The 19,624-nt window shown below is 67.7% G+C and carries 17 protein-coding genes; 8 read left to right on the plus strand and 9 right to left on the minus strand.

Annotated features, from left to right (window positions below):
- Positions 1–639: 639 nt before the first annotated feature.
- From VG566_RS19120 to VG566_RS19135, 4 genes are read right to left on the minus strand one after another with little or no spacing between them, the layout of a single operon-like run.
- A complete protein-coding gene (locus VG566_RS19120; RefSeq protein ID WP_014648360.1) occupies positions 640–1,290 on the minus strand; it encodes a response regulator in 651 nt (216 codons plus the stop codon).
- A 28-nt stretch (positions 1,291–1,318) separates the two neighbouring features.
- The gene (locus VG566_RS19125) at positions 1,319–2,374 is read right to left on the minus strand and encodes an ABC transporter substrate-binding protein (protein WP_014648361.1); all 1,056 of its coding nucleotides are present in this window, start codon (positions 2,372–2,374) and stop codon (positions 1,319–1,321) included.
- Positions 2,371–3,762 (minus strand): sensor histidine kinase, encoded by a 1,392-nt coding sequence (locus tag VG566_RS19130; protein ID WP_014648362.1) that lies wholly within the window; start codon positions 3,760–3,762, stop codon positions 2,371–2,373. The genes VG566_RS19125 and VG566_RS19130 overlap by 4 nt, the downstream gene beginning before the upstream one ends.
- The gene (locus tag VG566_RS19135; RefSeq protein ID WP_005419188.1) at positions 3,755–4,444 is read right to left on the minus strand and encodes a response regulator transcription factor; all 690 of its coding nucleotides are present in this window, start codon (positions 4,442–4,444) and stop codon (positions 3,755–3,757) included. The genes VG566_RS19130 and VG566_RS19135 overlap by 8 nt, the downstream gene beginning before the upstream one ends.
- Before the next feature lie 242 nt (positions 4,445–4,686).
- On the opposite strand from VG566_RS19135, the gene VG566_RS19140 reads away from it, so the two are divergent.
- The 4 genes from VG566_RS19140 to VG566_RS19155 all read left to right on the plus strand — a co-directional run bounded on the left by VG566_RS19140 (position 4,687) and on the right by VG566_RS19155 (position 10,519).
- Positions 4,687–5,826, plus strand: a complete 1,140-nt coding sequence (locus tag VG566_RS19140) for an OprO/OprP family phosphate-selective porin (RefSeq protein WP_111151103.1) — start codon at positions 4,687–4,689, stop codon at positions 5,824–5,826.
- A gap of 74 nt (positions 5,827–5,900) precedes the next feature.
- Positions 5,901–7,229, plus strand: a complete 1,329-nt coding sequence (locus VG566_RS19145; RefSeq protein WP_012481220.1) for a CitMHS family transporter — start codon at positions 5,901–5,903, stop codon at positions 7,227–7,229.
- Between the two features lie 24 nt (positions 7,230–7,253).
- Positions 7,254–7,994 (plus strand): acetoacetyl-CoA reductase, encoded by a 741-nt coding sequence (gene phbB, locus VG566_RS19150; RefSeq protein WP_005419193.1) that lies wholly within the window; start codon positions 7,254–7,256, stop codon positions 7,992–7,994.
- Positions 7,995–8,221: 227 nt separating this feature from the next.
- Positions 8,222–10,519, plus strand: a complete 2,298-nt coding sequence (locus VG566_RS19155; RefSeq protein WP_069117896.1) for a TonB-dependent receptor — start codon at positions 8,222–8,224, stop codon at positions 10,517–10,519.
- 340 nt (positions 10,520–10,859) lie between these two features.
- On the opposite strand, the gene VG566_RS19160 is transcribed toward VG566_RS19155, so the two are convergent.
- Both VG566_RS19160 and rsgA read right to left on the minus strand, forming a co-directional pair.
- Positions 10,860–12,113 (minus strand): flavohemoglobin expression-modulating QEGLA motif protein, encoded by a 1,254-nt coding sequence (locus tag VG566_RS19160; protein ID WP_075076345.1) that lies wholly within the window; start codon positions 12,111–12,113, stop codon positions 10,860–10,862.
- Between the two features lie 210 nt (positions 12,114–12,323).
- Positions 12,324–13,433, minus strand: a complete 1,110-nt coding sequence (gene rsgA / locus VG566_RS19165; RefSeq protein ID WP_134965967.1) for a ribosome small subunit-dependent GTPase A — start codon at positions 13,431–13,433, stop codon at positions 12,324–12,326.
- Positions 13,434–13,547: 114 nt separating this feature from the next.
- On the opposite strand from rsgA, the gene VG566_RS19170 reads away from it, so the two are divergent.
- The 3 genes from VG566_RS19170 to VG566_RS19180 are packed head-to-tail and all read left to right on the plus strand — an operon-like array spanning position 13,548 to position 16,167.
- The gene (locus VG566_RS19170; RefSeq protein WP_032956570.1) at positions 13,548–14,822 is read left to right on the plus strand and encodes a pyridoxal phosphate-dependent aminotransferase; all 1,275 of its coding nucleotides are present in this window, start codon (positions 13,548–13,550) and stop codon (positions 14,820–14,822) included.
- Between the two features lie 3 nt (positions 14,823–14,825).
- On the plus strand, positions 14,826–15,443 hold the full coding sequence (locus VG566_RS19175; RefSeq protein ID WP_164110859.1) for an SGNH/GDSL hydrolase family protein: 618 nt from the start codon (positions 14,826–14,828) through the stop codon (positions 15,441–15,443).
- A 4-nt stretch (positions 15,444–15,447) separates the two neighbouring features.
- The gene (locus tag VG566_RS19180; protein ID WP_164110860.1) at positions 15,448–16,167 is read left to right on the plus strand and encodes a class I SAM-dependent methyltransferase; all 720 of its coding nucleotides are present in this window, start codon (positions 15,448–15,450) and stop codon (positions 16,165–16,167) included.
- 100 nt (positions 16,168–16,267) lie between these two features.
- Here the strand turns inward: VG566_RS19180 and VG566_RS19185 are convergent, their stop codons facing one another.
- Entirely contained in the window at positions 16,268–17,047 is a 780-nt protein-coding gene (locus tag VG566_RS19185) for a polysaccharide deacetylase family protein (RefSeq protein WP_032956574.1), read from the minus strand.
- A 59-nt stretch (positions 17,048–17,106) separates the two neighbouring features.
- Here VG566_RS19185 and grxD point away from each other — a divergent pair, with 59 nt between their 5' ends.
- Positions 17,107–18,033, plus strand: coding sequence for a Grx4 family monothiol glutaredoxin (gene grxD / locus VG566_RS19190; protein WP_032956577.1), 927 nt, complete (start codon positions 17,107–17,109; stop codon positions 18,031–18,033).
- 119 nt (positions 18,034–18,152) lie between these two features.
- Here the strand turns inward: grxD and VG566_RS19195 are convergent, their stop codons facing one another.
- Together VG566_RS19195 and VG566_RS19200 are read right to left on the minus strand one after the other, a co-directional pair.
- Positions 18,153–18,692, minus strand: a complete 540-nt coding sequence (locus VG566_RS19195; protein WP_014648372.1) for a DUF924 family protein — start codon at positions 18,690–18,692, stop codon at positions 18,153–18,155.
- 43 nt (positions 18,693–18,735) lie between these two features.
- Positions 18,736–19,512 carry an AMP nucleosidase gene (locus VG566_RS19200; RefSeq protein ID WP_005419211.1) on the minus strand — a complete coding sequence of 259 codons (777 nt, stop codon included), beginning with the start codon at positions 19,510–19,512 and terminating at the stop codon, positions 18,736–18,738.
- Positions 19,513–19,624: the final 112 nt, after the last annotated feature.

Consider the following 19,624-nt stretch of genomic DNA (forward strand, 5'->3'; position numbering starts at 1 on the left):
AGTTTCCAGCCAACGGCGCAGCCCCTCGTGGGTGGTGTCTGGGTGGTCGCGGAAAGCAGAAGCCGCGGGTGGGCCGGTCGGGTTGGGTACGCGGGGGACGCCGTGAATCCGTCCCTGGAGGCTTGGCAGCCGCTTGCTCGTGTGCGCTGTCCTGCGCACACGGCAAGACCCGGGTTGGGCGTCCTGCCCAACCCGCCCGAGGCATGCCTCGGGCCCATGCGGCTGACACCCCCGCGCACCCAACCCGACCGGCCTCCGACAGATTTCGGTGGCCTGCACCCACGGAGAAGAAAATAAGATCAAAAGCGGGTCGCGCGCTGCGCTTGCTCGTGTAGAGCCGAGCCCATGCTCGGCTTCACGGACCGGCCAGAAAGCAGCCGAGCGTGGGCTCGGCTCTGCAAAAAGCGGCCTGTCAGGCTGCCTTTGCTTTTGATCTTCTTTTCTCTTCCGTGGATGGATGCGCACGGAACCTGTCCGTGGCCGGGTAGCTGGGCTGCGCAGGGGCGTGAGCCGCATGGATGCGGCGACCGAGCTTACATGGATGTACTTGCAGCGGCCCCTGTGCAGTCCACCTGCCCGGCCTCACCCATGAACTGCTCTACGTGTCCACCCACGAGGGGCTGCGCCGTTTGCTGGAAACTACAGCCCGATGCCGGCGTCGCCCTCGGGCTCCAGCGCCTTCACCAGCACCGCCGCCTGTGTGCGGCTGTGGCACTCGAGCTTCTTCAGGATGGCGGTGACGTGCACCTTCACCGTGTTCTCGGCCAGCCCCAGGGTGTAGGCGATCTGCTTGTTGAGCAGGCCATCGGCCAGGCAGAGCAGCACGCGGAACTGCTGCGGGGTCAGCTGGGCCAGGCGGCTGGCCAGTAGTGCATCGGCCTCGGAACGCTCGGCGGCCATCGCCGGGAACCACAGGCCGCCATCGAGTACTGCCTGCACGGCCTCGCCGATGGTCTCGGCCGGCGCGGACTTCGGGATGAAACCGGCGGCGCCGAACTGCTGGGCACGGCGGATCACCCGCGGATGGTCGTTGGAGGAAAGGATCACCACCGGGATGTCCGGATGCGAGCCGCGCACGTGCAGCAGCGCGGAAAAACCGTGCGCGCCGGGCATGGTCAGGTCGAGCAGCACCAGGTCCACGTCCGGCTGTGCGTCGAGCGCCTCGGCCAGCGCATCGGCACTGGCCACCTCGCGCACCTGCGCCAGCGGCAGGCTCTGCCGCAAGGACTGCACCACCGCCGAACGCAGCAGCGGGTGGTCGTCGGCGATCAGGATGGTGTATTCGCTCATGCCGCCATTGTACGGGCAGGCCGGAGCCTCAGCGCCCCGCCGGCTCGACGCTGCTGCGCCAGGCATCGAGGAACTGGCGGCGCTTGAGCGCATCCAGGTACACCAGCAGGCCCGGGCCGAGCTGGATCGGACGCCGGCTGCGGCCGGGCGCATCGTCGCCACGTGCGTTGCCGGTCACGATCGGCATCAGCCGCGCCTCGCGCGACAGCACCTGCTGGCCACGGGGCGACAGCAGGTAGTCGAGGAAGCGCCGCGCTTCTTCCGGGTGTGGGCCGGTACGCGGAATCACCGCGGTGCGCAGCACCACCAGCGTGTAGTCCTCAGGCTCGACGATGGCCAGTGGCGCGCCGGCATCGACCCGTGCCTGCGCGTAGGAACCAAGCACGTTGTAGACCAGCGACAGCTCGCCGCTGGCCACCTTGTCCAGCAGCACGCCGGTGCGCTCTTCGCGCACTACGTCGTTGTCGCCGAGCGCCCCCAGCAGCGCGCCGGCGATGCTGCCGCGCTGCGCATCCTGGGTTGCCAGCAGGTAGCCGACACTGCTGCGCTCGATGTCATAGGTGCCGACCCTGCCGCGCAGCGGTGCACCTTCGGCACGCAGCCGGTCCAGCAGCTGGCGGCGCGTGTGCGGCACCTTTGCCGAAGGCATTGCGCGGGTGTTGTAGACCATCACCACCGGCTCGTAGCTGATGCCGAAGGCCTCGTTGCGCCACTGCGCCCAGGCTGGCAGCGCAGCGGTCAGCGCCGAGCGATGTGGCAGCGCGTGGCCATCGTTGACCAGCTTGGTCTGCAGGTCCATGCCGCTGGAGATCAGCAGGTCCGGCGATGCCGGTCCACCGCGGTCGTGCAGGTAACGCGCGTACAGGTCCTGGGTGATGATGTCCTCGTACACCACCTCGGTGCCCGGGTGCAGCCGCTGGTAATCGGCAATCACCACCGCGAACACTTCGATGTCGGTAGTGCCGTGAATGCGCAGCTGCGCGGTGGCCGCCCCCTGTGCGGGAAAACGACGCACATCGCCGGGCGCGGCCAGCACCGGCAGGGCCAGCAGCAGGGCAACGGCCGTGGCAAACAGGCGGATCATGGACTGCTCCGTGGCAGGCGGATGGTGGCGATCAGCCCGCCCTGCGGGCGGTTGCTGAGGTCGATGCGGCCGCCGTGGCTGTCGACCACCCGCTTGACGATGGCCAGGCCCAGCCCGGCACCGCCGGATGGCGCGCCTTCGCCACGCGCGAAGCGCTCGAATACGCGTTCGGCATCGGCAGCCGCGATGCCGGCGCCATGGTCGGCGATGGTCAGCACGGCCTGCCCGCTTTCCACGGTCAGCGCGATCTGCAACGGGCCGTCGCCGCCGTACTTCAACGCGTTGTCGACCAGGTTCTTGATTGCCTCGCGCAGCAGCAGCGCGTCGCCATGCACCTGCACCGGCTCGGCAGTCATCGCCAGTTGCACGCGCGGTGCCGGGCTTGCCTGCGGCAGTGCTTCATGCAACGCCTGGTGCACGGTCTCGGCCAGATCCACCGCCGCAAAGCGCTGCAGGTGCGAACGATGGATCACGCTGGCATCGCTGAGCAGCTGGTTGAGCAGCCGGCTCATATGCGTGGCGTTGCGCTCGATCGCCTGCAGGCTGCGTCGCATGTCCTCCGGATCGTCATCATCCAGCGCCAACTGCGCCTGAGCTCGCAATGCCGCCAGTGGCGTGCGCATCTGGTGTGCGGCCTCGGCCATGAACGCGCGCAGTGTCTCGTTGCTGCTGGACAGGCGCTCCATGAAGCGGTTCAACGCGGCCACCATCTGGTCCATCTCGCGTGGCACGCGGGCATCGAGCGGCTTCAGGTCGGACGGCTCGCGGCGCGACAGCTCGCGCTCCACCCGCACCAGCGGCCGGAACGCACGATGCACGCCGAACGCCACCAGCGCCAGCAGCAGCCCAGACAACACACCGATCGCCAGCAATGCACGATTGACCATGTCCTGCGCAACGGCTTCGCGCGCGCGCCGGGTCTGGCCCACCTGCACCTGCACCTCGCCCTGTGCCGAGGCCGCGGCGAAACTGCGGCCGACCACCACGAAGCGCACGGTTTCGCCGCTGTAGGGGGCGTCGAACAGCTGCGGCTGGGTACCGGGCCTGCGCGGCGGTGTCGGCAGATCACCGTAGCCGGTGATCAGCGTGCCGCGGCTGTCGGCCACCCGGTAGAACACGCGGTCCTCCGGCGCCATCGCCAGCAGGTCCAGCGCCGCATAGGGCAGATCGACCTGCCACTGGCCGTCGACCAGGGCCACCGAATCGGCGATGGACAGCGCCGAGGACACCAGCAGGTGATCGTAGGATCGGTTGGCGGCGCGCTGGCCGTAATCGCGTGCGGCGAACAGCAGGGCCACCGCGAACACCGCCAGCAGCACGCCGAGGTAGAGCAGCAGCGTGCGCCGCAGCGAACCCGGCGCCGCAGTCGCAGCACGCGTGTCAGCCATCGGCGTCGGCATGGGTATCGCTGGCTTCCAGCAGGTAACCGACGCCACGCACCGTGGTGATGCGCAGCGGCGCGCCCGCCAGCTTCTTTCTCAGGCGACCAACGTACAACTCGATGGCATTCGGGCCCGCTTCGTCATCGAAACCAAACAGGCCGTTGCCGATCTCGTCCTTGCCGACCACCTGGCCAAGACGGCCGACCAGGATCTCCAGCAGGCGGTACTCGCGATTGGGCAGTTCGATCGGCTCCCCGTCGAGGCTGACCCGGTGCGCCGCGTTGTCGAACTGGAATCCGCCAATCTGCACCACTTCGCTGGCCTGGCCGCGCGCACGCCGCAGCAGCACGCGGCAGCGTGCTTCGAACTCGCGGAAATCGAACGGTTTGCCCAGGTAGTCGTCGGCGCCGACGTCCAGCGCCTGCACACGGTCTTCGATGCCATCGCGCGCGGTCAGCATCAGCACCGGCGTGCTGTCGCCGCGCTCGCGCATGCCGGCCAGCACGCGCAGGCCATCGAGCTTGGGCAGGCCGATGTCCAGCACCACCAGGTCGAAGCTCTGGTAGCGCAGCACGCTGGCCGCCGCCAGGCCATCGGCCTGCCAGTCCACGGCATGCCCACTGCGGCGCATGCGGCGGATGATCGCATCGGCCAGATCCGGGTTGTCTTCGACCAGCAGCAGGCGCATGGGCACGGGGGTGGGAAGGGAAACGAATGCTACCGCATGCCGCTGCCGCGCTAGCCGCGCCCCGCCCGGAGGCGGCAGCGGGCCGCTTTACGCTGCACCGCACAATCCGTTGACAGGACGATGACAGCTTGCCCGACCCAGACTGCGGCCGCGCACCGTCCGGTGCCCACGATTGCCGCGCGCCTGGCGCGCACCTGGGAGGGTTTGTGGAATTCATGTTTGCCTGGCGGCGCCCTGCCGCCATGGTGGCGCTGGCTGCCCTGTCGGCGCCGGCCATTGCCGCCGAAGACGACCGTCCGGTCACCGCCACCCTGGGTGGCCGCCTGCACCTGGACTTCGCCACCTTCGACAACGACAACCGCGGAACGCCGAACAAGGATGACACCGAGATCCGCCGTGCATGGGTCGATGTGTCCGGCAAGTTCTTCGTGGTCGACTACAAGCTGGAAGCCGACTTCTCCGGCGACCGCGTCGAGGCCAAGGATGTCTACCTGGCCCGCAGCTTCGGCAAGGCGGGCAAGCTGACCGTGGGCCAGTTCAAGCAGTATTTCTCGCTGGATGACCGTACCAGCTCCAACTACGGCAGCTTCCTGGAGCGCGGCAACGCCGGCACCACCCTGGCGCCGCTGTACCGCCTGGGTGCGTCCTGGCAGGCCAACCCCGGTGACTTCACCTGGGCGGCCAGCCTCTACAGCCTGGAGAGCATCGACGCCTGGCAGGTGAAGGGGCGCGCTGCCGGTGGCCGCGTCACCTGGGCGCCCTCGCCCAGCGATGGCGACGTGCTGCACCTGGGCCTGTCGCTGGCCCGCGAGGCCTACGACAACCCCGGCGCCAACGGCGTGCCCGGCCTGCGCATCCGCCCGCGCCCGGCCGGCCATCTGTCGGACGAGAGCCGCCTGACCCTGGTCGACTTCTCCGCCGGCCGCGATACCGACGTCAACAAGTGGTCGCTGGAATACGCGCAGGTGCGCGGCCCGCTGTCGTGGCAGGGCGAGTTCAGTGGCGCCACCTTCGATGACGGCGCCCAGCGCGGCGACGTGATGGCCGCCTACGGCATGCTCAGCTGGTTCGTCACCGGCGAAAGCCGCGCCTATGACCGCAAGACCGGACGCTTCGCGCGGGTGAAGGACATCCGCCACAAGGCCGGTGCATTCGAAGTGGCGCTGCGCTACGACCAGATGTGGGGCGCGCAGCACCTTGATGGTGCGCCGGACCTGCGTCGCGGCAGCACCGAAGCCTGGACGCTGGGTGGCAACTGGTACCTGCGCGACAACCTGCGCTTCATGCTCAACGTGATCGAAAGCCGCAACCGTGATCGCCTGGCCGGGGTCACGGTGGACCGCACGCGCGCGGTCACCGGCCGCCTGCAGTACGACTTCTAGGCCCGACATTCCGGGCATTCCGCCCGGGCCCCTTCCACTCCCCACGTCCTGTTTTCGCAAGGAGTCCGCAGATGATGCTGAGCATCCTCGGCTTTGGCATGGTCATTACGTTCATGTACTTGATCATGAGCAAGCGCCTGTCGCCGCTCGTCGCCCTGATCACCATTCCCATCCTGTTCGCGCTGATCGGTGGCTTCGGTGCCGGCATCGACGAGATGATGCTGGAGGGCATCAAGAAGATCGCGCCGACCGGCGTGATGCTGATGTTCGCCATCCTCTACTTCGGGGTGATGATCGACGCAGGCCTGTTCGATCCGCTGGTGCGGGTGATCCTGCGCTTCGTCAAGGGCGATCCGATGAAGATCGTGCTTGGCACCGCCGTGCTAGCGATGCTGATCTCGCTCGACGGCGATGGCTCGACCACCTACATGATCACCGTCTCGGCGATGCTGCCGCTGTACCAGCGGCTGGGCATGAACGCGCTGAACATGACCTGCGTGACCATCCTTGCCGGCGGCGTGATGAACCTAACCCCGTGGGGCGGCCCGACCGCACGCGCGGCCACTGCGCTGCACGTGGACCCGGCCGATGTGTTCGTGCCGCTGATCCCGTCGATGGTGATCGCCTGTGCCGGCGTGCTGCTGCTGGCCTGGTACCTGGGCTTGAAGGAACGCCGTCGCCTCGGCGTGGTGACCCTGCCCAAGGGCGGCAGCTGGATGGACAACAGCGTGTCCGATGACAGCAATCCGCTGCCGACCGTGGAAGACGCCGAGGACATCAAACGGCCGAAGCTGCTGTGGGTGAACCTGGCCCTGACCGTGGCGCTGATGACCGCGCTGATCATCGGCGTGCTGCCGATGCCGGTGCTGTTCATGGTCGGCTTCGCCATCGCCCTGGTGATCAACTACCCGAACCTGGCCGAGCAGCGCCGCCGCGTGGTCAACCACGCCGGCAACGTGCTGTCGGTGGTGTCGCTGATCTTCGCCGCAGGCATCTTCACCGGCATCCTCAACAACACCGGCATGGTCGAAGCGATGTCGCACAGCTTCCTGGCGGTCATTCCGGAGTCGTGGGGCCCGTACCTGGCGGTGATCACCGCGGTGGCGTCGATGCCGTTCACCTTCTTCATGTCCAACGACGCGTTCTACTTCGGCGTGCTGCCGATACTGTCCGAGGCCGCCGGCAACTACGGCATTACTCCGGTGGAAATGGCGCGCGCCTCGCTGGCCGGCCAGCCGGTGCACCTGCTCAGCCCGCTGGTGCCGTCCACCTACCTGCTGGTGGGCTTGGCCAAGGTCGAATTCGCCGACCACCAGAAGTTCACCCTGAAGTGGGCCATCGCCATCTCGATGCTGCTGATGGTCGGCAGCCTGCTGTTCGGCCTGTATCCTCTCGCCGCTTGACCCTTTGCCAAGGAGCCTTCTGCAATGACGCTTCGAATCGCTTACGTCACCAGTGGAATGGGCAGTGTCGGCACTGCCATCTGCCAGAGCCTGGCCCGCAGCGGCCACACCGTGGTTGCCGGCTGCGCGCCGAACTCGCCGCGCAAGGCCAACTGGCTGCGCGAGCAGCGCGAACAGGGCTTCGACTTCATCGCCTCCGAAGGCAACGCGACCGACTGGGCCTCGACCAGCGCCGCGTTCGCCAAGGTCCGCGCCGAAGTGGGTGAGGTCGATGTACTGGTCAACAACTCCGGCGGCAGCCGCGACCTGCTGTTCCGGCAGATGACGGTGGAGGACTGGAACGCGGTGATCGCCTCCAACCTCAATGCGCTGTTCAACCTGACCAAGCAGGTGGTCGACGGCATGGCCACGCGGGGCTGGGGCCGCATCATCAACATCGGCTCGGTCAGCGCCCACAAGGGCCAGATCGGCCAGGTGAACTACGCCACCGCCAAGGCCGCGATGCATGGCTTCAGCCGTGCGCTGGCCGCCGAAGTGGCTTCGCGCGGCGTCACCGTCAACACGCTTTCGCCGGGCTACATCGCCAGCCAGGCGATCAGCAGCTTCCCGCCGGATGTACTGGACCGGCTGGCGGCCTCGGTGCCGGTGCGCCGCCTGGGTCGCCCCGAGGAAGTGGCCGGCCTGTGCGCCTGGCTGGCCTCGGATGAAGCCTCGTACGTGACCGGCGCCGACTATCCGGTCAACGGTGGCCTGTACATGGGGTAAGCCAGTCTCCACGCTGCGCGTGGACCGCCTCCCCCACGGAGTGCGCGGGGCCGGTGAACCTTTGCTTGCGAAGGGAATCCGGCCCCTTTTTCATCCGGCTGCGGGACCTGCGCGGGTGCCCTGCACCATTCGTTGGTTTTCCGTAAAGAAGGTTTCATGTTCCGTTCGCATAGTGGCCCTGCACCGCGCACGCGTGCCGGTGATCACCCCCCATGCAACGGACCACCATGCAGACCCGACACCTGACGATCGCCGTAGCGATCGTGCTCTCCGCCGCCGCCAGCGCCCATGCCGCCACCACCGCCGATACCGGCGCCAGCACCGATGCCGCGCTGAGCGCGCAGACGCTGGATACCGTCTCTGTGATCGGCCAGGGCGAGACCCGCCAGGTGCAGCGCATCACTGCCGTGGACAAGCAGGTGCTGCCGCCGGGCACCAGTGGCCAGAAGATCCTCGATCGCCTTCCGGGCGTGTCGGTGCAGTCCAACGATGCCTTTGGCGCCAACGAGGAATCGCAGACCATCAGCCTGCGCGGCTTCGACAAGAGCCGCCTGGGCTACACGCTGGACGGCATCCCGCTGGGCGACAACAGCTACGGCAATTACAACGGCCTGAGCATCGCCCGCGCGATCATCGCCGAGAACCTGGCCGGCGCCGAACTGTCGCAGGGCATTGGTTCGCTGGGCGTGGCCTCGACCAGCAACCTGGGCGGCACCATCCAGTATTTCTCGATGGATCCATCCACCGAATTCGGTGGCCGCGCCAGCGTCACCGTCGGCGACAACCACCAGCGCCGCGGCTACCTGCGCGTGGACACCGGCGACCTCAACGGCTTCTCGGCCTATGTGTCCGGCGTGCACCAGGACCAGGACATGTGGGCCGCGCCGTACCAGAACCAGACCACCCGCCAGTTCAATGCCAAGGCAGTGTGGAACGTTGGCGACCACCGTTTCGGTGCGTTCGTGGCGACCTCGCGCGCCAGCCAGGCCAACTATGCCTACCTGTCCAAGGACATGCTGGCACGCGGACTGGGGTATGACTGGAACATCTACGCGCCGGACTGGGATCGCGCCGTCGCCGCCGCGTACTGCGCGCCTGGCACCTACAACAAGGCGCGCTGCAAGTTCAGCGGCGGCGTCAACAGCATCGACGATGCGTACTATCAGAGCCGTGCGCTGCGCGACGACAACCTGTACTCGGTCGATGCCGACCTGCGCCTGGGCGAGCAGGGCCGCCTGAAGCTGCTGGCCTACCACCACGACAACCGTGGCCAGGGCCACTGGTGGGCACCGGGCCAGCCGTCCTACCCGGGTACCGACAGGATGCTGCCGATCTCGATCCGCAGCACCAACTACACGATCAACCGCGATGGCCTGACCGCCGCGCTCTCGTGGACGGTGGGCATCCACGAGCTGGAAGCCGGCCTGTGGTACGAGCAGAACGACCATAACGTGTCGCGCAACTTCTACTACATCAGCGGCCCGTTCCTGGACGACCTGTACCTGAAGAACCCCGACCGCTTGCTGTTCAACCAGGACTTCGACATCCGCACGCGCCAGTTCTACGTGCAGGACCGCATGCGCTTCCTGGACCAGCGCCTGACCGTGGACGTGGGCATCAAGAGTCCCAACACCCGCATGCGCGCCACCGCGCAGCCCGGCGTTGAAACCCGCATTGCGTCGGGCACACTGACCGCCAAGGAATCGGTGCTGCCGCAGGTAGGCCTGGGCTTCAAGCTCAACGCCAACAACGAGCTGTTCGCCTCCTACGCCGAGAACATCGCCGCCTTCGTCGGCGGTGGCAGCGGCGGCCCGCTGCAGGTGTCGCCGGAATCGTTCGCGGCCAGCGCCGGGCTGGAGCCGGAGAAGTCCAAGAGCCTGGAAGCCGGCTTCCGCACTTTCGGTGAGAAGTACCAGGCCTCGATCGCTGCATACAACGTCAAGTTCGACAACCGCCTGCTGTCGCTGAACCCGTGTTCGAGCATCGAAGTCGGCACGCGCCCGGAGTGCGTGACGCGCTTCATCAACGTCGGTTCGGTGAAGAGCCATGGCGCGGAACTGACTTTCATCCTCAAGCCGATTGATGGCCTGCAGTGGTACAACGCGCTGTCCTGGAACAAGACCACCTACGAGGATGACTACACCTCGGGCGGTGCGATCGTTCCGGTGGCCGGCAAGATCACGGTGGATACGCCGCAGCGCATGGCCTCCAGCGAGATCAGCTGGAACCGCGACGGCTTCTTCGCCAGCCTGCGTGCGAAGTACACCGGCAAGCGCTACTACACCTACACCAACGACCAGTCGGTGCCGGGCGTGACCACCTTCGACGCCGGTGCGGGCTACGATTTCGGCCCGGGCCTGGGCCTGCGCAACGTGCGGGTGTCGTTGAACGCGACCAACCTGACCAACAAGCGCTACGCCGGCCAGCTGAGTTCGTTCGCACCGACTGATCCGAAGGGCACGCGCTATGCGATCCATGCGAGCGCACCGCGGCAGCTGTTCATGACGGTGGCGGCGGAGTTCTAAGTCAGAAGCGGGCGCTGCGGCGCATTGAGTTTTCCTGCATGGCGCAGGTAGGCAATTCCCAGCGCCGGCGCGGAGGCAATGGAAAGCTAGAGCAAAAGCAAAGCGCCGGGCATTGACCGGCGCTTTGCTTTTCAAGCTTTCCAAACGCAATCCCTTTGGTGGACCTGCTGCCGCGCCCGCAGGAAATTGTCTGGAGGAGGCGGGGCACCCTGGTCAGGACCGTTGGCGCCATGGATGGCGCCATCGAGCACCATGGAGGGGCTTTTGCGTGTCCTGACCAGGGTGCCCCGCCTCCTCCCAGCCGATAGCAGGCAGGCGCAGGAGGATCCGCCAACGCATTTCATTCCGGCGCCAGCTGGTCCATCCGTATCCGGTTGGCGAACAGCGAGAACGCCAGCATGCCGGCCAGGCCGTTCGCCCGGCTCACCCAATGCGGCAGCCAGCGCGGCGGCTTCAGCACCCCCGCCTCGAACAGCGGCGCGAACGCGATCGCATCGGCCAGGCTCATCTTGCCGGCGAACAACCAGCGGCAGACCTGCAGGCGGTCCTCGGCCAGCATGTGCCGGAAGAAGGTATGCACCGATACCAGGCCGCGCAGGTACACCGTGTCCTTGGTGAAGGCCAGGCCGCCACTCGGCGGCACGCCACGGAACACGCGCTGGGCCGAAGCGAAACTCTCTTCCGCGTTCTGCCCGGCATCGCAGAAATAGCGGAACACTTCGATGAAATCAGCGCCTTCGCGTGCCATCGCAATCGCTTCGGTACGCAGGCTGATGCGTTTCAGGCGCTCGATGTCGATGCTGCCGGTGATCTGCTCGGCGAAGGTCGCCAACCCTTCCTGGGTCGCCGTTACCCGTGGCGAGGACAACGCCAGGCTCGGCAGTACCGGCTGGCCGCGGCCATTCAATGCGGTCAGCGAATGCACCAGCGCTTCATGGTGGAACAGCTGCGCGCGGTCGTAGGCGCTGAAGCGCGCGCTGGTGCGCAGGCGGATGCGGGTCGGGCCGGCGGCGGCCTTGGACACCAGTTCCGGGTCGAGCTGCACCTGGATGATGCGCGATTCGAAAAACGCATCCAGATCATTCTGCAGCTGCAGCTGCAGGGCGATGGCCGAGACCGGCACCTGCTCTTCCGGCGCCAGCAGTTCGTGGTCCAGTTCGGCGGCAATCTGTATGAAGTGGCGCGCCGCGTCGCGCGTGCTCGGGCCATTGCCCGGCAGCGGCTGCTCGGGGGCGCCGAACAGCTGCACCGAACAGGTATCAACGGCGGCGGTGCCCAGTCCTTCCAGCAGCTGCGCGGCCAGGTCCCAGCTCTGCGCTGACTGCCGCACGTAGTGGCCCAGCGGATGAGTGTCGTCGCAGTCGGCTGCGATCGCGGCCAGCGCGCGACGTTCTTCGCTGAAGTCCAGCCGGGGGTAATCCACCTTCGGCAGCACCGGCTGGCCGCGCGCCACGCTGTCCAGGAACGGTGCCTGCAGCGTTGCCGGCCAGCTGGTCAGGCCCAGCAGGCGGATGCCTCCCACGGCCTCGACCAGGCGCGCATCGAGCGCTGCATGGTGGGCCACGTCACGGTCCAGCGTCGCAGTCGGTTCCATGCGCGGACTATAACGCCCTGCCCCTGCTTTGGTAGGTGCCAACCTTGGTTGGCATCCGCCGACGGCGGGCTTGCCGACACACCCGTGCCAACCAAGGTTGGCACCTACCAGGCGCGGGCTGTTGGCACCCGCTCGAAGCAGGCAGTGGCGGGTTCATTGCAGGGGTCAGAGCCCATTGCGGCGCAATGGGATCCGACCCCGCGGTACCGATCAGCGCCTACGCGGCTTGCCTGCCGGGCGGAACTGCTGGCCCTTGCCCTTCCTGCCGCCGCGCTCCTGCGCGGTCTCGGCCTGGCGTACCGCCAGCTTGGCGGCAGCGGCAGCCACTTCTTCCTTCAGCTTGAAGTAGTTCAGCAACCGGCTTTCTTCGATCTCGCCCGCCTCGATCGCCGCCCGCACCGCACAACCTGGTTCCTGCTGGTGCTTGCAGTCGTTGAAACGGCACTGTGCGGCCAGCGCCTCGATGTCCGCGAAGCCACCTTCGGACAGCGTCTCTTCGCCGGTCGGCTTCAGCTCGCGCATGCCCGGGGTGTCGATCAGGCAGGCGCCCGTCGGCAACGGCATCAGCGCGCGGTGGGTGGTGGTATGGCGGCCACGCGAATCGTTGGCGCGCACCGCGTTGGTCTTCATCCGCTGCTCGCCAAGCAGGGTGTTGGTCAACGTGGATTTGCCGGCACCGGAGGAACCGACCAGCACCACCGTGCGGCCCGGGCCCAGCCACGGTTGCAGCACCGCCACACTGTCGGCATCCAGGCCGTTGATCGCATGCAGCGCGATGCCCTGCATCTCCAGCTCTTCCAGCACCGCCAGCGCATCCTCGCTGTACTCGGTCTGGTCGGCCTTGGTCAGCACCACCACCGGTTCTGCACCACCACCGCCGACCAGCAGCAGGTAGCGCTCGATGCGGCGCGGATTGAAGTCGGCATCCAGGCCGCAGACGATGAACACCGTGTCGATGTTGGCCGCGATCACCTGCTGGTGGTAGTGCTCGCCGGCGGCGCCACGCTTGATCGCGGTGCGGCGTGGCAGCAGCGCGACAATGCGGATGCCGTCCAGCAACACCCAGTCGCCCACTGCAGGCCGCTCGTGGCTGGGGAAGCGCGGGCGCTGCCATTCCGGCAGCGATTCGGCCTTGATCGACGCATCCGGGCCATCGGCCACCACGTAGTGGGTGCGGTGCTGTTCGATCACCCGCGCCGGGCGGGCCTGCGAGTGCGCGGCCATCACGGCCTGCCATTCGGCCTGCTGCGCCGGGCCCGGCCAGGGCCAACCGATGGTCTGCAGGGCGATGAAATCGGGGGTCTGGGTCATCGCCGCCATTCTACCTGCGCCGGCGCCCTGCCAGCCCAGCAATGACAAGCCCGGCACCCCTGCCATGCACTGCAGCAATTCCGGTAGGATGGAATCCCCATGCCTTTTGACGGCCCAGCCCCCATGTCCACCATCTCGCCCAAGCCCCTGGCCATCCGCGAGCGCCTTTCCGAAGTGCGCTACGAAATCCGCGGAGAACTGGCGCGGCGAGCCCGGGAGCTGGAGGCGCAGGGCCGCAAGCTGATCAAGCTCAACATCGGCAACCCGGGCAACTTCGGTTTCCGCGCGCCCGAGCACCTGCAGCGCGCGATCGCCGATGACATGGGCCGCACCGATCCATACACCCACCAGCAGGGCCTGCCGGTCGCACGCGAAGCCATCGCGGCGTACTACGCCCGCCGTGGCGCACCGGATGCGCACCCCGACCGTGTGTTCGTCGGCAACGGCGTCAGCGAACTGATCGACCTGTCGCTGCGCGCATTGCTCAACCCGGGCGACGAAGTGCTGGTGCCCTCACCCGACTACCCGCTGTGGTCGGCCTCGACCATCCTCAACGATGGCCGCCCGGTGTACTACCGCTGCGCCGCCGAGAACGGCTTCCAGCCGGACCCGAGCGAGATCGAGACGCTGGTGTCCTCGCGCACCCGCGCCATCGTGCTGATCAACCCGAACAACCCCAGCGGCGCCAGCTACCCGCGTGAACTGCTCGAGCGCGTGGTCGAGATCGCGCGCCGCCACAACCTGCTGCTGCTGGTCGATGAGATCTACGACCAGATCCTGTACGACGATGCGGTATTCCAGCCGGTCGCGCCGCTGGCCGGCGACCACCCGTGCCTGACCTTCAGTGGCCTGAGCAAGGTGCACCGTGCCTGCGGCTGGCGCGTGGGCTGGGCCCACCTCAGCGGCGACGACGCGCGCCTGGGCGACTTCCGCGCCGCGCTGGACCTGCTCGGCGCGCTGCGCCTGTGCGCCAACGTGCCCGGCCAGTACGCCATCGAGGCCGCAGTGAACGGCCCGGACACCATCTCCGAACTGTGTACCCCGGGCGGCCGCCTGTATGAGACCCGCCGCGCAGTGATCGAAGCCTGCGAAGCCAGTGAGCACCTGTCGCTGGTCGCGCCGGCCGGTGCGCTGTACGCGTTCCCGGCCGTGGTCGGTGCCGCTGCCAAGGGCTTCGACGACCACAACTTCGCGCTGGACCTGATGAACAATGAAGGCGTGCTGGTGGTACCGGGTTCCAGCTTCAACGTGCCCTACCGCCATCATTTCCGCGTGACCCTGCTGCCGGAAGCCTCGGTGATGCGCGATGTGTTCGCCCGCATCGACCGCGTGCTGGCCCGCCGTGCCGAGGACGCGACCAAGGTCGTACCGTTGAAGCCGCGCCGTTCGGTGGCCTGAGCCGTGGCGCTGTCCTACCTGGCGCTGGGCGATTCGTACACCATCGGAGAAGCCGTTGCCGTTGAAGGCCGCTGGCCACACCAGCTGGCCGCCGCCCTGCGTGCGCAGGATGTGGCGCTGGCCGACCCGCAGACCATCGCCACCACCGGCTGGACCACCGACGAGCTGGACGCCGGCATCGATGCGGCCGCGCCGCAGGGCCCGTTCGATTTCGTCAGCCTGCTGATCGGCGTCAACAACCAGTACCGCGGCCGGCCGCTGGACGAGTACCGCCTACAGTTCCACGCCCTGCTGCAGCGGGCGATCGGCTTTGCCGGTGGCCGCCCCGGGCGTGTGCTGGTGCTGTCCTTCCCCGACTGGGGTGCAACCCCGTTCGGTATCGGCAGCGGCCGTGACCTGGCCGCGATCGAGATCGAGACCGACGAATTCAACGCGGCCGCTGAAGTGATCTGCACCCAGCAGGGCGTGGCCTTCGTCGACATCACCGACATCAGCCGTGACCACGGTGGCGACCCGGCGATGATCGCCGACGACGGCCTGCACCCTTCAGCACGGATGTACGCGCTGTGGAGCGCGCGCGCGCTGCCGGTCGCCGCCCACCTGCTCGGCGGAACGGACTGAGGCGATGGACGGCACGCCACGGAACGGCCCGCCCCTGCCCTGCACACCCTTGAGCGCCGCGCAGGCCCGCGCGATCGCCGAGGCATTCCGCCCCGCACACGCCTGGGCCAGCCGCCGCGACTACTACTACACCCGCAGCAAGCTGGGCAGCGACCCGCTGTATGACGGCGTGCTGCAGCACCTGCCTGGCGACGGGCAACCCGTGCTGGACCTGGGCTGCGGGCTGGGCCTGTTCGCCCACGTGCTGCGCCAGCGCGGTGGCTCCCAGCCCTACCGGGGCGTGGACGTGGATGCCAGCAAGATCGCCCGCGCCCAGCGTGCCGCCACCGGCCTGCCCGCTGTGCGCTTCGACTGCCTGGACGTGCAGGCGCCGCTGCCGGCGCAGGCCGGGCATGTGCTGTTGCTGGATGTGCTGCAGTACCTGGACGCGGGCCCACAGCAGGCACTGCTGCGTGAGGCCAGTATGCGGGTCGCTCCCGGCGGCCGCCTGCTGCTGCGCACGCCACTGGCCACCGGCGATGGCCGCGACCGCACCACGCGGGTGGCGGACCGGCTGGCCTGGCTGGTCGGCTGGATGGGCACGCGGCCGCGCCACTACCCCGACCCGCAGGTGCTGCAGGCGACACTGGCCGAGGCCGGATTGAAAGTGACGGCGCCGCGCCCCCTGCACGGGCGCACGCCGTTCAACAGCTGGTTGCTGGTGGCCGAACGCCCCGCGTTGTAGCGCCGAGTGCAGCATGTGCCGGCGCTACGCTACAGGATGATCGCCAACCCTTGTAGCGCCGAGCCCATGCTCGGCGGCTCCACACCACCAGGGCCCGGCGTTACGGAACCGGCAGCCGCGCCTTCAGCCCCCGCTCGTCCAGCGCCTGCAGCACGCGTTCGATGATCGCCAGGTTGTGGCCGTGGGCGGCCCCCTCATGCAGCAGCACGATGGCGCCCGGGCGCAGGTCCGGCAGCAGCCGCGACAGCACGCCCTCCGGCGTGCAGCCGACACCGTCGTAGCCACGGGCGCTCCAGCCCACGCGCACCAGTCCCAGCGCCTTCAGCACCGGCGCCACGAACGGATTGGTCATGCCCACCACCGAACGGTACCAGCGCACCGGGCGGCCGCTTACCGCCTGCAGCGCATGCTGGCAGCCCTCGATCTCGGCACGCATCGCTGCCGGGCCCAGCCGCCAGAAGCGCGCCTGCGGATGGCTGTGGCTGTGGTTGCCCAGGTCGTGGCCGCGGCGCAGGATCTCCTGCACCAGCTCCGGCTGTGCCAGCGCACGCTCGCCCACCAGGAAGAAGGTGGCGCGGGCCTGGTAGCGGTCCAGCAGGTCGAGCACCGCACGGGTCTCCGGGCCGGGACCGTCATCGATGGTCAACCAGACGCTGTTGCCGGCCTCTCCCATCCGGCTCAGCACCGGCGCGTAGAAGCGGCTGTTGGGCAGGAATACCGGCACCAGGAACAGTGCGTGGCTGGCCACCATCACGGGCAGCCCCCAGTGCCAGCCGGCCAGGGCCCAGACCAGGATCACGGCCAGCTGCGACGCCACCAGCCAGGGCAGCCAGCGCCAGGGCCGGGTCGGGATGCGATGCAATGTTCCTGCGTTGCTCATCCCCCATGATGCCATGAGGGGTAGAATTGATGATTCGAATTCCCGGAACCCCGACGTCCATGTCCCTCGATCCCGCCCTGCGTTCGCGCATCGAATCCATCCTCAACGCCAACCGCGTCGTGCTGTTCATGAAGGGCCAGCCGTCGATGCCGCAGTGTGGTTTCTCGGCCAAGGCCGTGGGCGCCCTGCAGGACCTCGGTGTCGAGTTCGCCCACGTCAACGTGCTGGCCGACCAGGAAATCCGTGAAGGCATCAAGGCCTATGGCGACTGGCCGACCATTCCGCAGCTGTACATCGACGGCGAACTGGTCGGCGGCAGCGACATCGTGCTGCAGATGGCTGCCAGCGGCGAGCTGAGCAGCGTGCTGGGCCTGGCCGCGCCGGACCGTACCCCGCCGAGCATCACCGTCACCCCGGCGGCCGTGGAAATGCTCAAGGGCGCGCTGGCAGATGCCCCGGGCGCTGCTCTGCAGCTGTCCATCGACGCCGGTTTCCAGCCGAACTTCCAGCTGGCCCCGCACGACGAAGGCGCCATCGCCGCCGAGTCCAACGGCCTGCGCGTGCAGTTCGACCTGGCCAGCGCCCGTCGCGCCAACGGCATCACCATCGACTGGGTGGACGACATCCGCGGCAAGGGCCTGGCCATCGACAACCCGAATGCGCCCAAGCCGGTGCAGGAAATCAGCGTGCGCGATGCCGACGACCTGGTGCGTGCCGGCAACATCACCCTGGTGGACGTGCGCCCGGCCGACGAGCGTGAAATCGCCGCCGTGGGCGTGCCGTTCAAGACCTTCGACGGCAACGGCCGCGCCGCGCTGGAAGCCCTGCCCAAGGACACCGCGCTGGCCTTCATGTGCCACCACGGTGGCCGCAGCGCGCAGGCCGCCGAGCAGTTCCGCGCCCTGGGCTTCACCAAGGTGTTCAACGTCACCGGCGGCATCAACGCCTGGTCGGAAGACGTCGACAACGGCGTGCCGAAGTACTGATTGAAGGCCCGGGGTCAGAGCCCTTTCCTGCGGAAAGGCGATCTGACCCCTAAAAAGGGGACGGAGGGAATTAAGTCGTTTGTGGCAAAAACGACTTAATTCCCTCCGTCCCCTTTTTCTTAGCCGGCGAAACCGCCTTCGGCCAGGTAGTCCAGCTCTTCCGGTGAAGGAATGCGACCCAGTACGGCGTTGCGGTGCGGGAAGCGACCGAAGCGGCGGATGATGTCGCGGTGCAGCTCGGCGTACTGCAGGTATTCCTTGTCGCCCAGCACGTCGAACATCGCCACCGAGCGGTCCTGGTCCAGCGGATCCTCGGAGTGCTCGAACGGCAGGTAGATGAAGGCGCGCAGCTTGGGCACCAGCTGCAGGTCCAGGCCTTCCTCGATGGCGCGCATGGCGTAGTGCCGGGCCAGGCCATCGGTGGCGTAGGAATGGGCGCTACCGCGGAAGCAGTTGCGCGGGAACTGGTCCAGCAGCAGCATCAGCGCCAGTGCGCCCTCGGCACTGCCCAGCCAGTGTTCGCGCGCGCGCGAGGCGGCTGCGAAATGCTCATCCAGGAACAACTGGCGGAACTGCGCGTCGAACGCATCATCGCGGGCGAACCACTTCGCAGGGCCCGCCTCTTTCCAGAATTCCACCACGTGCGCGGCAACGTCCATCACCTACTCCCCAGGGCCGGCGCGCCGCGCCAGGCCATCATCATCATTCGTCGAAGCGCAGGTGGCGGACCGACTTGCCGTTGCGCCGGATAAGCTTAAGCGCCTCGATACCGATCTGGATATGGTTTTCCACGAACTGGGAGCTGACCTTGGCATCGGAGGCCTCGGTCTTGACCCCATCGGGGATCATCGGCTGGTCCGACACCAACAGCAGTGCGCCGCTGGGAATGTGGTTGGCGAAGCCAGCGGCGAACACGGTGGCGGTTTCCATGTCGATGGCCATGCAGCGCATCGCCCGCAGCCGCTCCTTGAACGCCTCGTCGTGCTCCCAGACCCGGCGGTTGGTGGTGTAGACGGTACCGGTCCAGTAGTCGTGGCCGAGATCACGGATCATGGTCGAGACCGCACGCTGCAGCGCGAACGCCGGCAAGGCCGGCACTTCCGGCGGCAGGTAGTCGCCCGAAGTGCCCTCACCGCGGATCGCTGCGATCGGCAGCACCAGGTCACCCAGCTGGTTCTTGCGCTTCAGGCCACCGCACTTGCCCAGGAACAGCACCGCCTTGGGCATCACCGCCGACAGCAGGTCCATGATGATCGCGGCATTGGGGCTGCCCATGCCGAAGTTGATCATGGTGATGCCATCGATGGTGGCGCTGGCCATCGGCCGGTCCAGGCCGATGACCGGGGCGCCGGTCAGCGCGGAGAAGGTGTGCAGGTAGCCGCCGAAATTGGTCAGCAGGATATGCTGGCCGAACTGGTCCAGCGGAACGCCGGTATAACGCGGCAGCCAGTTGTCGACGATTTCCTGTTTGCTCTTCATGCCCGGTCCGGTTCTGCAGGGGCGCCATTGTAGGCAACGCTGCGCCTGCCCTGCCACACAAAGAGAAGGGGCGGCCCAACGGCCGCCCCTCCTGGTTTCCCTGCGGGAGCCG

Origin of the sequence: Stenotrophomonas sp. CASM114 (assembly GCF_049384325.1) — a bacterium.
Lineage (GTDB): Bacteria > Pseudomonadota > Gammaproteobacteria > Xanthomonadales > Xanthomonadaceae > Stenotrophomonas > Stenotrophomonas muris.

Coding starts and splice junctions, on each gene's coding strand:
- VG566_RS19120 (WP_014648360.1), bottom strand. CDS start 1,290: ATGAGCGAATACACCATCCTGATCGCCGACGACCACCCGCTGCTGCGT.
- VG566_RS19125 (WP_014648361.1), bottom strand. CDS start 2,374: ATGATCCGCCTGTTTGCCACGGCCGTTGCCCTGCTGCTGGCCCTGCCG.
- VG566_RS19130 (WP_014648362.1), bottom strand. CDS start 3,762: ATGGCTGACACGCGTGCTGCGACTGCGGCGCCGGGTTCGCTGCGGCGC.
- VG566_RS19135 (WP_005419188.1), bottom strand. CDS start 4,444: ATGCGCCTGCTGCTGGTCGAAGACAACCCGGATCTGGCCGATGCGATC.
- VG566_RS19140 (WP_111151103.1), top strand. CDS start 4,687: ATGGTGGCGCTGGCTGCCCTGTCGGCGCCGGCCATTGCCGCCGAAGAC.
- VG566_RS19145 (WP_012481220.1), top strand. CDS start 5,901: ATGCTGAGCATCCTCGGCTTTGGCATGGTCATTACGTTCATGTACTTG.
- phbB (WP_005419193.1), top strand. CDS start 7,254: ATGACGCTTCGAATCGCTTACGTCACCAGTGGAATGGGCAGTGTCGGC.
- VG566_RS19155 (WP_069117896.1), top strand. CDS start 8,222: ATGCAGACCCGACACCTGACGATCGCCGTAGCGATCGTGCTCTCCGCC.
- VG566_RS19160 (WP_075076345.1), bottom strand. CDS start 12,113: ATGGAACCGACTGCGACGCTGGACCGTGACGTGGCCCACCATGCAGCG.
- rsgA (WP_134965967.1), bottom strand. CDS start 13,433: ATGGCGGCGATGACCCAGACCCCCGATTTCATCGCCCTGCAGACCATC.
- VG566_RS19170 (WP_032956570.1), top strand. CDS start 13,548: ATGTCCACCATCTCGCCCAAGCCCCTGGCCATCCGCGAGCGCCTTTCC.
- VG566_RS19180 (WP_164110860.1), top strand. CDS start 15,448: ATGGACGGCACGCCACGGAACGGCCCGCCCCTGCCCTGCACACCCTTG.
- VG566_RS19185 (WP_032956574.1), bottom strand. CDS start 17,047: ATGAGCAACGCAGGAACATTGCATCGCATCCCGACCCGGCCCTGGCGC.
- grxD (WP_032956577.1), top strand. CDS start 17,107: ATGTCCCTCGATCCCGCCCTGCGTTCGCGCATCGAATCCATCCTCAAC.
- VG566_RS19195 (WP_014648372.1), bottom strand. CDS start 18,692: ATGGACGTTGCCGCGCACGTGGTGGAATTCTGGAAAGAGGCGGGCCCT.
- VG566_RS19200 (WP_005419211.1), bottom strand. CDS start 19,512: ATGAAGAGCAAACAGGAAATCGTCGACAACTGGCTGCCGCGTTATACC.